Here is a 13,742-nt window from a genome sequence, read left to right as displayed (position 1 = left end):
CTAAAAATAATTACGATAGAAATGAGGTGGCCATGGTGGCAGGCGACGGTCATTCCGTCAAAAAGGAAGGAATCACTGAAATTGCTGTCGAGTGCATCGTACCCAATCCACGACAGCCGCGCCGTTCTTTTAACGAAGAGGCCTTGGATTCCCTGGCTGAGTCCATCCGTCAGCATGGCGTAGTTCAGCCTATTGTCGTCCAAAAGTCAGGACCCGGTCAGTATGAACTCATTGCCGGTGAAAGGCGGCTGCGGGCAGCGAAACGATGCGGATTGAAACTGATTCCCGCCATTGTTCGCAAGTACAGCCCCGATGAAGCTGCGGAAATTGCCCTCATCGAAAATCTGCAGCGCGAAGATTTGGATGCCGTTGAAGAAGGTCTGGCTTATGAGCGGTTGATGGAGGAATTCGGCCTGACTCAGGAGCAGACGGCACAGAAAGTGGGAAAAAGCCGTTCTCATGTGGCCAATATGGTGCGCCTCCTGCAGCTCCCGCCGGAGATTAAAGGGTTGATTACCGAAGGGCGGCTGTCTATGGGGCAGGCCAGGCCTTTGCTGCAGCTGCCGACAGCGGACAGGCAGTGCCAGGCGGCTCTCTATATTTTAAAACATGAGCTGTCAGCCCGAAAGGCTGAAGCGTTGGTACGCCGGCTTATGGCTGAGGCCGGGCCGAAACCGGAACCCGATGCTCACCTTGATTTGCTCCGGGACAAGCTGAAAATGGCCTTAGGAACCGACGTCTCCATCCGTTTGCGGCAAGGGGCGGGAACGGGAAAAATTGAAATTTCATTTTCGTCAGAAGCTGAATTTGAACGGCTGATGTCGATACTTATCGAAGAAAAAGAAGGCCCTGGGCGGCCGGCCTTTTCTTCGTTTCATATATAATCTACTGGTATATCTACGGGAGGAACAAAATGTTTAATGTTGACATGCAGGTCGCTGCGATGGCACTTGCCGGTATGGGCGGTTTTCTTTTATTGATTTTGCTCGTCTATATCGCCTTTTTACACTGGAAAATCAAAAAATTAGAAACGAAGTATACCTTTTTTATGCAGGATGAAACGGGGACCAGCGTTGAGGCAAAGCTGCGGGACGACGTAGAAAAACTGCATGATTTGCAGGGGACCCTGGATTTGATTCATCAGACTCAAAAAGATATCATGGCTGTACAGAATCACTGCTTCCGTAAAATCGGCTTCGTTAAATACAATGCCTTTGACAACATCGGCAATAATTTAAGCTTTGCCTTTACGGTACTCGACGGGAAAAACGACGGATTCTGTCTTTCCAGTGTCTATGGCCGCAATGAATCCCGTATTTTTGCAAAACCTATCGTTGACGGCAAGTGTCTTTACGGCATGAGTGAAGAAGAAAAGGAAAGCTTGGATAACGCGTTGAATTACAGCGGCGACATGCAGGCTGTTCAGAAGGATACAGACGAATAAAGAGGGGAAAAAGGTGAAAATCCAGATCAAGGAATACCCATGGGTGAAGGCCTTGCAATCTTGGTGGCAGCGAGTAAAGAGCGGGCAGAAACCCGCTTGGTGGCCGGCCTTTTTGACGGCTGACCGGACGGAACCACTGGTTGTGACGCCGGAGCAGTATAAAAAGTTTATACGAATCGGGGCCGCTGCGGCAATTTTCATTGTAATTGCCATCGGCGTCGGTATCTATGAATTTATTTCGCTCCAACAGGCCAAGGAGCAGGAAGCACTGCACGAACAGCAGCTGGAGTTGATGCGTGACAAGACGACATCTCTCCAGGAAAAGATGGATAAAATGGATGCCCTCGACCAAGAGCTGCGGCAGATGGTCAGAGGCTCGGGGGTTGGTGACAGCCCAAAAGGTGACGGTGGCGTAGCAGGGGGACAGAAGAAATCTCCGGACCTTTCTAATGCCAGCTACAATGACCTGTTATTGGCCACCTCTCGTTTGGAAACGCGCAGTAATGCTCGTATCATCAGCTTTATTACCTTAAAGACCGTGCTCAGTGATACGGCAGGTCAACAAGTCCGGCAAATGCAGCAAAACAGCCGTATGTATCAGGTCGGCGTCAATTCCGGCGATCCGAACAGCACGTCGACCGTGCCGTCCATTTGGCCGGTTACGGGGACGGTTACGTCCGAATTCGGGTACCGCGGCAATCCTATTGGCGGCGGTTCCGGATTCCATGAAGGCATCGATATCGGTGTCGACTACGGCGTTCCCGTTCGGGCTACGGCTGCCGGCAAGGTTACCATGGCCGGCTGGGTCGACGGTTACGGCAATCTCGTTGAAATCGATCACGGCAACGGTTTTGTGACCCGCTACGGGCACAATTCGATGCTTTTGGTTACGGTCGGACAGGAAGTCCGGGCCGGATCCATTATTTCACTGGCCGGCAGTACTGGGCGCAGTACGGGACCTCATGTCCATTACGAAGTGCGGGTCAACGGTTCGCCGACCAATCCGTTACTGTTTTTGCCTTGATTTGAAAAAATTTTCGGGCAGACTTTTTTCAAATAAGGAAGGAGGACTTTCATGAAAAAAAATGTTCAGTTCCTTGTCCTGTTTGTATTTTTGTCTGCCTTTTTACTGGGCGGCTGTACGCTTTTCCGCCAGTATACAGGGGTTCTCATCGGTACCAACCTGGCCTTGAGCGGCAAGGGGATGTCCTATTCGGCGTCGACTGAGCGGGGCATCGAACTGGCGAAAGATATCGTCAATGAGCGCGGCGGCCTTTTGGGAAAACCGGTACAGCTGGTATCGGTAGACAATCACGGCAAGCCGGAAGATGCCGTTGCGGCTATTCAGCAGCTGAATGTACGTCATGTATCGGCCATCATCGGGCCTGATATTGCCGATTGTACGAGAGCTGTCATTCCCAACGTGGAAGCCGTGAAGATTCCCCTTATCAGTCCGGCCGGGACACAGCCCGACATTACGGTCGATATCCGGGCTAATGAAGTCTATCAATACATGTTCCGCGCCGCTTATATCGACGCGTCTCAAGGGAGGGCCATGGCCGATTACGCCCGCCATAACCTCCATGCCGAAAAGGCTGCCGTCTTCTACTATCCCGATAAGATGTACGCTCAAGGCTTAGCCGAATACTTCCGCAGCGCCTTTCTTGCCGGCGGCGGGGATGTTCCAATCTTTCGCGATGTATCGGATCCCGGAGATCTTTCCCGGGCTGTATCCGAGTTGAAGGCCGCCGGCGTCGATGTCATTTACCTTCCGGGGTATGATGACTGGACGATTCCGGCTATAAAGACCTTGAGAAACGCAGGCCTTTCTATTCCCCTTCTCGGTCCTGACGGCTGGAACAGCCTTAAAATGGAGAAGGATATTGAGCCTCAATATCTGACCAATCTTTATTACACCGATCACTATGCCGGGAATGAGTCGAGTGATGCTGCTCGTCAATTCTCCCGGGCCTATTATGAAAAATACGGTGTCTGGCCTGACGGCTATGCAGCTCTCGGCTACGATGCCTTTATGATGACGGCGGCGGCCATTTCTCGCTGCCAGTCAGGAGATCCGACAGACGTTGCCCGGGAATTAGTCAAGACCATCGATTATCAAGGGGCGACCGGGACGATTTCCCTCGATGCCAATCACGATGCCATTAAGGCTGTCTATATTTTAACTTTTAAAGACGGGCAGCCGTCGCTGGCGGCGACCATTCCGCCTGACTATCAGATGCAGTAAGGCAGATAGCGGTTCATGCTTTGGCGACGTTCTTTCCAGTCGGGCATGCGTACGGTCATGACGTCGTAAAAATGGCGGGAATGGTTGGGATGGATGAAATGACAAAGTTCATGAAGCATGACGTGGTCAATGATATCCTCCGGCATAATGGCCAAGTAGGTGTTCATAGTAACGATGCCTTTTAAAGGCATGCATGAGCCCCAGCGGGAGCGCATGACTCGCTGTTTGAGAATCGGTTCTTTGAGGTTGTATTCCCTGAATAAGGGGAGCATTCGTTGGAGACTGGCTGAAAAAAGCGAGGCACCGATGCTCTGCAGCAGCTGGTGATACAGCTTTTGCCGGACTTGGAGTGTATCTTCTTTGAGTTCCATGAAGACCGTATCCTTATTTCTCCGAATAGCATTGTGCAGTCCTAAACGGACGTCGAGGCGGTATGGTTTCCCCGCAAGGAAGAGGGTTTCGCCGTCACGCAGCGTCAGGAAAGGGTATTCTTGCTGCTGTTCCTTTAACTTTTGGACGGCACGGCAGATGACGTCGCTCTTTTTTTGTAAGAAGGCTTCGATATAGGCCCAGGGAACGCGGGGCGATGCAGAAATGAACAGGGATCCGTCGTTTCGGATATGGAGATTGATATTTTTTACTTTTTTGCGGACGACCGTTACGGGAAAAGTCTGATCTTGGGCCGCAAAGGTATATTGTTCACTAGTCATGGAAATACCTCGTACAGATAAAATAATGAAAAGGTAAATTTTATTGTAAGTAGATTTTAGGTTTTTGTCAAAAGGATGGTATCAGATGCTTGATTTCACTGCTTTCGACTTTGAAACAGCCAATAAATACGCCAACAGTGCCTGCTCACTGGCGGCAGTTACCATGAATGATGATCAGTGTGTCCGCCAGGGATATACCTTGATTCGGCCGCCCTTTATGGTCTTCGATCCCGGAAATATCGAGATTCACGGCATTCAGCCGGAACAAGTCGCCCATAAACCGAAGTTCGATGCCTTATGGGGCAATATCCGGACGCACTTAGAAGGGCGAATCTTAGTGGCCCACTACGCTGTTTTTGATACACGTGTTCTGCGCAGCCTGCTGAAGTACTATCATTTAGAAAAACCTCAGGCTTCGTATGCTTGTACGGTCGAGATTTCACGCCGCGTATGGCCTGATCTTCCCAATCATAAGCTCGATACGGTTGCCGGTTATTTGGGCTATTCCTTCCAGCATCATCAGGCCCTCGATGACGCCCGGGCCTGTGCTCATATCGTCTTAAAAGCCGCTGAAGAAGTCGGCGCATCGTCTATGGAAGAGCTCCTTCGGGCGACGAATTTAAAATTAAAACCGCTGTAACTGCTGTTGACAGTCCCCTCGGATTGTCAGCAGTATTTTTTTATCTGTCTATGTTATCTGTTTTTTGTATAACAGCAAGTCATATATACTGATTTTCCATAGGTGATTACAAATCCCTCCTATCTGCGTATAATTAAAAGAGTGAATACTATCCTGAAAGGAGCTTTTTAACATGAAAATCGTCTTATTAGAATCGTTAGGAATTAGCCAGGAACTGCTTGATTCCTACGTTGCCCCGCTGAAAGCCAAGGGCCATGAATTTGCAGCTTATGAACGAAATGATGACACGGCTGTCCAAATCGAAGAAGCAAAGGATGCGGATATCCTCATCATTGCCAATATGCCACTCAAGGCGGAAGTTATCAACGCCTGCCCGAACTTGAAATATATCGACGTCGCCTTTACCGGTGTCGATCACGTGGCCCTCGATGCGGCTAAGGCAAGAGGCATAAAAGTCAGCAATGCCTCAGGCTACTCGACCGTTGCCGTTGCAGAACTGACCATTGCCATGATCCTCGATTTGCTGCGCCGCGTTCCTCAAGTCGACGCTGCCTGCCGGGCCGGCGGCACCAAAGCCGGCCTTGTCGGCAACGAGTTGGAAGGAAAGACTGTCGGTCTTATCGGGACCGGCCATATCGGCCAGCGCGTAGCCGAATTAGTCCATGCCTTCGGCGCTAAGGTCATCGCTTACAACGGTTTCTCTCATAAAAAAGATACGGAACTCATTACCTACCTGCCCTTGAAAGAACTGATGGCTCAAGCCGATATCGTCAGCCTCCACTGCCCGGTAACGGAACAGTCTAAGGGCATGATTAACGCTGAAACCCTGTCTTACATGAAACCGACGGCCTTCCTGGTCAACGAAGCCCGCGGTCCGGTCGTCGTCTCCCAAGACTTGGCCGACGCTCTCAACAGCGGTAAAATCGCCGGTGCCGGCATCGACGTCTTTGAAAAGGAACCGCCTCTCGACACCAATCATCCCCTTCTCCACTCGAAGAACACTATTGTCACGCCGCACGTAGCCTTTGCAACGGCTGAATCGATGGCAAAGCGTGCCGTCATCGTCTTTGACAACATCGACGCCTATATGGCCGGAAATCAGAAGAATATCGTCTTATAATTAGAATACTCTCTATAAAGTACATAAAAAGCAGGACTGCCTTCGCACGGCGGCCCTGCTTTTTATGTGTAAAAATCATAATTATGGAATTAACCATTCTGTTTTTTCAAGATGGTGAAATTTTTATTGCAGTATGAACACTAGTATGGTAGTATGTAACCGTAGCAAGGATAAATGAAAACACAATAAAAATAAAATGTTTATTTTTTTGTTTAGTATTCAGGAGGGGTTAACCTATGAGAATGACATTCCGTTGGTACGGAGAGAAAGATGACAAAATTACACTGCAGCAGATTGATCAAATTCCAGGCATGGATGGTATTGTCGGTGCTTTATTCGATATTCCCGTCGGTGAAGTGTGGCCGGTTGAGCCGTTGATGCATATCAAGCAGCAGGCTGAAGCCAATAATTTGGTCTTTAAGGATTTGGAAAGCATCAATGTTCATGAAGATATTAAATTGGGGCTGCCGAGCCGGGATCAATATATTGAAAACTATATTACGTCCCTTCGCAATGCCGCTAAGGCCGGTATTGAAATGGTTTGCTACAATTTCATGCCCGTCTTCGACTGGACGCGTACGGAGCTGGCCAAACCCTTATATGACGGTTCGACGGTTCTCGCTTATGACTATCATCTCATCGCCGGCAAGACGCCGCAGGATATGACGCGGGAAATCCTCGACAACAGCAACGGTTTTGTCCTTCCCGGCTGGGAACCGGAACGGCTTAAAGAACTGTCTCACCTGATTGAACAGTATAAGGGCATGGATGAAGACGGCCTGCGCAAAAATCTGGAATACTTCCTCAAAGCCATCATTCCGGTTGCTGAAGAAGTGGGCATCAAAATGGCCATCCACCCGGACGATCCCCCCATTTCCGTATTCGGTTTGCCGCGTATCGTCAAAAATGAAAGTGACCTTACGAAGATTGCCAAGATGGTCGACAGCGAAAGCAACGGCTTCACGATTTGCACGGGCTCTCTCGGCTCGAACCGTCAGAACGACATCCCCCATATCATTCGAAAATTCGGCAAAATGGGCCGTGTAAACTTCCTGCACGTCCGCAACATCCAGGTTCATGAACCGTGGGTATTCAATGAAGTCGCGCACAAATCCCAAATCGGGAATTTAGATATGTATGAAATCATCAAAGCCGCCTACGATATCGGTTTTGAAGGCCCAATCCGTCCTGACCACGGTCGTATGATTTGGGGCGAAGAAGGCCGTCCGGGTTATGGCTTGTATGACCGTGCACTCGGTGCCAACTATCTCTGCGGTTTGTGGGATGCTATTAATCGTACGTGCGGACAGTTGTAAAGGGAGGGTTTATTCATGCTTCATTTAAATCGTAAAAGTTTGACACAAGATAAGGCTGCTTGGGAAAAAGCAGGCATTACTCTGTATTCGTATGATGACAGTGCTGTGGAAGAAGCTACGCGCCAGACTCCGCAGTGGGTTCATTTTGGCGGCGGCAATATTTTCCGTGCCTTCATTGCAGCCCTTCAGCAGCAGTTATTGAATAAAGGCATTGAGAAAACGGGAATCATCACGGCAGAAACGTACGATGAAGAAGTCATTGAAAAAGTGTATCGCCCCTTTGATAATTTGAGCCTGGCCGTTACGATGTATGCCGATGGACGCTTTGAAAAAGAAGTGATTGGCTCCGTTGTAGAATCTGTCGTTTGCCGCCCTGATTTTAACGCGGATTGGCAGCGGTTAAAAGACATTTTTTCCAATCCATCTTTGCAGGTAGCCAGCTTTACGATTACGGAAAAGGGGTATAAATTGAAGGATTATGCCGGTAAGTTCTTCCCTGCTGTGGCTGAAGATATGAAAAAAGGTCCGGAACAGGCTGTGAGTTCCATGGGCTGCATCGCAGCTCTGGCATATACCCGTTATAAAGCCGGTGCCTATCCCTTTGCCTTTTTAAGCTTGGATAACTGCTCCCATAATGGCGACAAGATTAAAGAAGCTGTCTTAACCTTTGCCAATGAATGGGCCGCTAATGGCGTTGCAGACCAAGGGTTCGTTGACTATGTCAATGATGATAAGAAAGTTACCTTCCCGTGGAGCATGATCGATAAGATTACGCCTCGGTCTTCCGAAAAAGTACAGCAGTATTTGAAAAATATTGAATTTGGAGATACGGAATTCATTCACACTGAAAAAGGCTCGTATGCAGCTTTTGTCAACGCAGAAAATGCCCAGTATCTTGTCATCGAAGACACCTTCCCCAATGGACGTCCGAAGTTAGAACAAGCCGGTGTTATTTTTACCGATCGTGATACCGTGGACAGAGTCGAACGGATGAAAGTATGCACCTGCCTCAATCCGCTGCATACAGCTATGTCGGTATACGGATGCCTGTTAGGCTATACCTTGATTGCTGATGAAATGAAGGATGCACAGATTAAAGGCCTCATTGAAAAAATCGGCTATCAGGAAGGCCTGCCCGTTGTAACAGATCCCGGTGTTTTAAATCCTAAGGATTTTATCAAGGAAGTTTTGGAACAGCGGCTGACCAATGGGAACCTGCCGGATACACCGCAGCGAATCGCTTCGGATACGTCCCAAAAAGTCGGCATCCGTTTTGGCGAAACGATTAAAGCTTATGGAGATAAAGCGGGTGAATTGGAATATATTCCCCTGGCAATTGCCGGTTGGTGCCGTTACTTATTGGCTGTTGATGATGAAGGGAAAGCTTTTGAACTCAGCCCCGATCCATTATTAAAAGATTTACAGGCAGCTATGGATGGAATTGTCTTGGGTGATATCGCCTCTGCGAAGGGAAAATTGACATCGATTTTATCCAACAAAGATATTTTTGGCAGTGACTTGTATGCCGTAGGACTTGGTGAAAAAGTGGAAGGTTACTTTAATGAGCTTATTGCAGGTCCCCATGCAGTACGGAATACCTTAGTTAAGTATGTGAAATAATGGGGAGGTGCTGAGACATGTCATTTTTAGATGATGATTTTTTATTGACCAATGAACCGGCGAAGCGGCTGTACCATGAGCATGCAGAAAAAATGCCCATCATCGACTACCATTGCCATTTGGACCCTAAAGATATTTATGAGAATAAAAATTATCCCAATTTAACTCGCGTTTGGCTCAACGACGGTATGTTGGGAGACCATTATAAATGGCGATTAGAACGAGCTAACGGTGTCCCTGAAGAGTTAATTACCGGCGACGGTGATGAATATGAAAAGATGTTGGCTTGGGGAAAAACCTTAGAAAAGGCGATTGGAAATCCGATTTATGAATGGGCAAACTTGGAATTAAAACGGTTCTTTTCCATTGATGAACCGGTCTTTGAGAAGAACATCTCGACCATTTGGGAAAAAGCCAATGCCTTATTACAGACGGAGGACTTTAAACCTCGCAGCTTGATTAAGAATGCCAAGGTCAAGGTTCTTTGCACGACCGATGATTTAAATTCCGATTTGAAGTATCATCAATTAATCGCCAAGGAAGAAAAGGATTTCCGCGTATTGCCTTCCATGCGTCCCGATGGCTTATTTAAAATTTACAATGATACCTATCCGGCCTACATCGCAAAATTAAGCGACTTGACGGATATCGATGTACAGGATGTCGATTCCTTAAAGAATGCTTTAGATAAACGATTCGCCTTCTTTGATCAGGTCGGCGGCCATGTTTCTGACTTTGGACTGGATACGTATTACTACCATAAGGTGTCGAAAAACGAGATGAATGAGCTGATTCAGAAAGGGATAAAGGGGATCGCCTTATCCGGTGATGAAATTTCCGGATACCAAACGGGATTACTGCAGCTCTTCATGGAATTGAACAAAAAATACGATTGGGTCATGCAGCTCCATGTAAACGTGCTCCGCAACATGAATCAATCCATGTACCGGGCTATCGGCGCCGATAAAGGCTTTGATTCTGCCGGTTCGCAGTCGGGCATTGCTCGTGAACTTTTATATCTTCTTAATGACGGTGTGGCTTCTGATGTGTTGCCGAAGACGATTTTGTATTCGACGAATCCGAACGATTGGATGGAATTGGCAACAGGCATGCAGTCTTTCCAGGGCGGCTGCCGCCAGCGTCTGCAGCTGGGCTGCGCCTGGTGGTTTAACGATACCCGAGAAGGCATGCAGCTTCAGCTGACGACGATGGCTCAACAGAGTTTACTAGGTAATTTCGTCGGCATGCTGACTGATTCGAGGAGTTTCCTTTCTTATCCTCGCCATGAATATTTCAGACGCGTGCTGTGCAATTTGATTGGTGAATGGGTTGAACGAGGCCAAGTGGTGGAAGATTACGATTATTTAGGGAAGATTGTAGAAGATATTTCTTTCAACAATGCCAATGAGTATTTCCGGTTTTTTGTAAAGTAGAGGTGAATTTATTATGAGCGCAAAGTCGAATTGGGTTTACGAATCCAAACCGATTAATATTAAACGCGGCATTTGTTATGGCTTGACCGACCTCATGGGCGGCGGCTGGAATAATATCGTTTCCGGTGTTATTTTCGCCTTCGTTCTAAGCCAGGGCATCAGCCCTGCGTTTGCTGGGGCTATTACCGGTATCGGACGAATCTTCGATGCTTTGTTTTCCCTGTTTTTTGGAAGTATTACGGATAATTTTTATCGTACGAAATTGGGGAAGCGCTTCGGTCGCCGTCACTTCTTCATCTTGCTGGGCGGGATACTCTTCGCAGTTTTGTTCCCCTTATTCTGGGTACAATCGGATGATTGGAGATATTATCTGATTATCTATATTGCCATTGAAATCGTTATTGCTATGATTTTAATTCCATGGGAAACCCTGCCGACAGAAATGACCGGCGATTATAAAAAGAGAACGGTATTATCCGGGTCGCGTATGTTCATTTCTGCGACAGGTACGGCAATCGTCTTTGCGGTACTGGCTGTTTTAAAGCATATGCAGAACCCCGATGCCTATTTAATTACCGGGATTATTTGGACCGTTATCTTTGTTGTCGCTATCTTTGTTTCCTATCGAAATACTTGGGAACGGCCGCTGACCCCGGAATTTATTAAAGAACTGGAAAGTCGTCCTCAGCTCTCTATGGGTGAAATGATGAGTAAAATGGTTTCTGACTACTGCTCTACCTTTAAGAATAAGGCTTTTCGGCAGCATTTATTCATCTATCTCCTGTCCTTTACCGGCAAAGATTTCTACTCCACTATGCTGCCGACCTTCATTATTTGCTGCATTATGGGTTCACAACAGGATTGGCCGTGGACGCTGCAGGCCTTGTCTGCCCTTGGGATTCTTTCGACCTTGGCTGCAGCTAAGCTGATGGTCTCGCATGGCCCCAAATTTTTATATGCCCTCAGCTATCCGACGATAATTGTTACGATGGTTGGTTATATAGCCGTTTGGGCTTTCAACATCTCCAACCCATTACTTGTATTAATGATTATTTCTGTCTTTTATCAGCTGGCACGCGGTATTCTGGAATTCACGCCGTGGAACGTATTTCCCTTTGTTCCGGATATCGACCATATGATGACACGTGGCGACCGGGCTGGTATTTATGCGGCTGTCATGACCTTCTTTAGAAAATCAACGGGTGCCGTAGCCTCTTGGATTGCCGGGATTTTATTAGCCGAAATTGGCTTCAATTCTAAAACCATGGTCGATGCGGCAACGACGCCAGCAGCCATTCAGAGCGGGATTGCTGTGATTTTCTTTGTCGGTCCGGTTATCTTAATCGCCCTGGCTTTCATCGTGTCTAGAAGCTTTAAATTGAATCGCCAGACCCATGAAATTTTGAAACATGAAATTTCTCGTTTGGAAGCCGGCGGATCTAAAGCCGAAGTATCTCCGCAGGCGAAATTGGTCAGTGAAGAATTAACGGGACATCCTTACGAAAACCTTTGGCCCGAACATCGAGCCATTTAATTTTTACCATAACTAGTATTCTAGTATTTTAAGATTGCTCCTGGGAGGCGGTTACATGAAAGATAATAGTTGCGGTTATTGCGTCCAAGGCGAACCGCTGGCCAAGTTTGGCATCTACATCTGCGATTTGTCGGTCAGTATGCTGGTCTTATTTAAAGAACAGAGTCATCCCGGCCGCTGCATCGTCGCTTATAAAGATCATATTAGTGAAATGACGGAGTTAAGCGAAGTCGATCGAAATGCTTTCTTTGCTGACGTAGCCCGGGCTTCGAAGGCTATTCATGCAGCTTTCCATCCGGATAAAGTAAACTACGGGGCTTATGCCGATACGGGACATCATCTGCACATCCACTTAGTGCCGAAATATAAGGATGAGTTTGAATGGAACAGCACCTTTGTCATGAATCCCGACCGCGTTTACTTGACAGATGCAGCCTATGAAGAGATGATTGACAACATAAAGAAACACTTATAAAAATAAAGAATCAGGGACTGTCTGGTGCGACAGTCCCCTTTTATCTCATGGAGGAATCAAAATGAAGAACGTGCTTACTATTGGCGAGGCCATGGGTCTTCTCATTGCAGAAGAAGCGGGGCCTTTGGAATCGGTCGAACATTTTTCCCGCCACGTCTGCGGGGCTGAACTGAACTATGCCGTCGGCATGGCCCGCCTGGGAAATAATGTATCGTATATTTCCAAGGTCGGCATCGACCCCTTTGGCCGCTGTATCGTCAATTTTCTGAAAGAAAATAATATTCACGAACAGTATGTCTGGACCGATGATGACCATATGACGGGCTTCCAGATGAAAGAAAAAGTTGCCGATGGTGATCCTTTCGTGGCCAATATCCGCAAGCATACAGCATTCTCTCATTTTCAGCCGGCTGACTTAGCCGGTATCGACTGGGCTGGCGTCGACCACCTTCATGTGACCGGGATTCCCCTGGCCCTGTCAGCTTCGTGCCGAGAAACGATTTACACGCTGATGATGCGGGCTCACAGCAAGGGCGTACGCATCTCTTTCGACCCCAACCTGAGGCCCATGCTGTGGAAGTCCCAGGACGTGATGGCCCGAGTCATCAATGATGCCGCTCAGTACGCTGACATCGTCATGCCCGGTCTCGGTGAAGGCCGAATCCTGACCGGCCGTGAAAGCGAACAGGACATCGCTCAGTATTATCTGCAGCGCGGTGTCCAGACTGTCGTCATCAAGCTCGGCGGCAGCAACGGGACCTATATCCGCACGGAAAAGGACGAATTGTATGTACCGAGCTATCACGTTAAACACATCGTCGACACCGTCGGTGCCGGTGACGGTTTTGCCGTCGGCTTTACCAGCGGACTGCTTGATGGCTTGAACCTGGAGGATGCTGCCCGAAGAGGCGCTGCTATCGGTGCCATGGCCATTCAGGCAGCCGGAGATAATGAAGGCCTGCCGACGAGAGAAAAGCTGGAAGCCTTTCAACAAATTCATTCCTAGTCGTTTACAAGCGTTTAAAAGGAGTTTATACAGATGGATAAAATCGAAGTTGTCAATAAAATCAAAGAAATCGGTGTCGTCGCTGTCATTCGCGGCAACAATCCGGAAGAAGCCGTTGCCATGTCGGAAGCCTGCATCAAAGGCGGAGTCACGGCTATCGAATTGGCCTTTACGACGCCGCGGGCTCATGAAGCTATTC

The 13,742-nt window shown here is 48.1% G+C and carries 13 protein-coding genes and 1 pseudogene; 13 read left to right on the top strand and 1 reads right to left on the bottom strand.

What is annotated here, in order from left to right; translation table 11 throughout:
* The first annotated feature begins 32 nt into the window (after positions 1-32).
* Genes QZQ46_RS08490 through QZQ46_RS08475 form a run of 4 tightly spaced genes read left to right on the top strand, consistent with a single transcriptional unit; the run spans position 33 to position 3,689 of the window.
* The gene (locus QZQ46_RS08490) at positions 33-884 is read left to right on the top strand and encodes a ParB/RepB/Spo0J family partition protein (protein ID WP_296828856.1); all 852 of its coding nucleotides are present in this window, start codon (positions 33-35) and stop codon (positions 882-884) included.
* Positions 885-913: 29 nt separating this feature from the next.
* On the top strand, positions 914-1,444 hold the full coding sequence (locus QZQ46_RS08485) for a DUF4446 family protein (RefSeq protein WP_296828854.1): 531 nt from the start codon (positions 914-916) through the stop codon (positions 1,442-1,444).
* Positions 1,445-1,457: 13 nt separating this feature from the next.
* Positions 1,458-2,468 carry a M23 family metallopeptidase gene (locus tag QZQ46_RS08480; RefSeq protein ID WP_296828851.1) on the top strand — a complete coding sequence of 337 codons (1,011 nt, stop codon included), beginning with the start codon at positions 1,458-1,460 and terminating at the stop codon, positions 2,466-2,468.
* A gap of 51 nt (positions 2,469-2,519) precedes the next feature.
* Positions 2,520-3,689 (top strand): ABC transporter substrate-binding protein, encoded by a 1,170-nt coding sequence (locus tag QZQ46_RS08475; RefSeq protein ID WP_296828849.1) that lies wholly within the window; start codon positions 2,520-2,522, stop codon positions 3,687-3,689.
* On the opposite strand, the gene QZQ46_RS08470 is transcribed toward QZQ46_RS08475, so the two are convergent.
* Positions 3,677-4,399: a M48 family metallopeptidase gene (locus tag QZQ46_RS08470; RefSeq protein WP_296828847.1), complete on the bottom strand. Its 723-nt coding sequence runs from the start codon at positions 4,397-4,399 to the stop codon at positions 3,677-3,679. The genes QZQ46_RS08475 and QZQ46_RS08470 overlap by 13 nt on opposite strands.
* 85 nt (positions 4,400-4,484) lie before the next feature.
* On the opposite strand from QZQ46_RS08470, the gene QZQ46_RS08465 reads away from it, so the two are divergent.
* From QZQ46_RS08465 to QZQ46_RS08425, 9 genes and pseudogenes are all read left to right on the top strand, one after another.
* Positions 4,485-5,039, top strand: a complete 555-nt coding sequence (locus tag QZQ46_RS08465) for a 3'-5' exonuclease (protein ID WP_296828845.1) — start codon at positions 4,485-4,487, stop codon at positions 5,037-5,039.
* 172 nt (positions 5,040-5,211) lie between these two features.
* Positions 5,212-6,159, top strand: a complete 948-nt coding sequence (locus QZQ46_RS08460) for a 2-hydroxyacid dehydrogenase (protein ID WP_296828844.1) — start codon at positions 5,212-5,214, stop codon at positions 6,157-6,159.
* A gap of 236 nt (positions 6,160-6,395) precedes the next feature.
* Complete coding sequence (gene uxuA / locus QZQ46_RS08455) at positions 6,396-7,475, top strand: mannonate dehydratase (protein ID WP_296828842.1); 1,080 nt, start codon at positions 6,396-6,398, stop codon at positions 7,473-7,475.
* A 15-nt stretch (positions 7,476-7,490) separates the two neighbouring features.
* Complete coding sequence (locus QZQ46_RS08450; protein ID WP_296828840.1) at positions 7,491-9,095, top strand: mannitol dehydrogenase family protein; 1,605 nt, start codon at positions 7,491-7,493, stop codon at positions 9,093-9,095.
* A 17-nt stretch (positions 9,096-9,112) separates the two neighbouring features.
* Positions 9,113-10,528: a glucuronate isomerase gene (uxaC, locus tag QZQ46_RS08445; protein WP_296828838.1), complete on the top strand. Its 1,416-nt coding sequence runs from the start codon at positions 9,113-9,115 to the stop codon at positions 10,526-10,528.
* A gap of 13 nt (positions 10,529-10,541) precedes the next feature.
* Positions 10,542-12,062 (top strand): MFS transporter, encoded by a 1,521-nt coding sequence (locus QZQ46_RS08440; protein WP_298014182.1) that lies wholly within the window; start codon positions 10,542-10,544, stop codon positions 12,060-12,062.
* A 55-nt stretch (positions 12,063-12,117) separates the two neighbouring features.
* Positions 12,118-12,537, top strand: a complete 420-nt coding sequence (locus QZQ46_RS08435) for an HIT family protein (RefSeq protein WP_296828834.1) — start codon at positions 12,118-12,120, stop codon at positions 12,535-12,537.
* Between the two features lie 61 nt (positions 12,538-12,598).
* Entirely contained in the window at positions 12,599-13,543 is a 945-nt protein-coding gene (locus tag QZQ46_RS08430; RefSeq protein ID WP_296828833.1) for a sugar kinase, read from the top strand.
* A gap of 33 nt (positions 13,544-13,576) precedes the next feature.
* Positions 13,577-13,742 (top strand): annotated as a pseudogene (locus QZQ46_RS08425) (bifunctional 2-keto-4-hydroxyglutarate aldolase/2-keto-3-deoxy-6-phosphogluconate aldolase); the annotation flags it as partial.

It is taken from the genome of uncultured Megasphaera sp. (assembly GCF_900539295.1).
Classification (GTDB): Bacteria; Bacillota; Negativicutes; order Veillonellales; family Megasphaeraceae; genus Megasphaera.
This window is presented reverse-complemented; position numbering and strand designations above follow the sequence as displayed.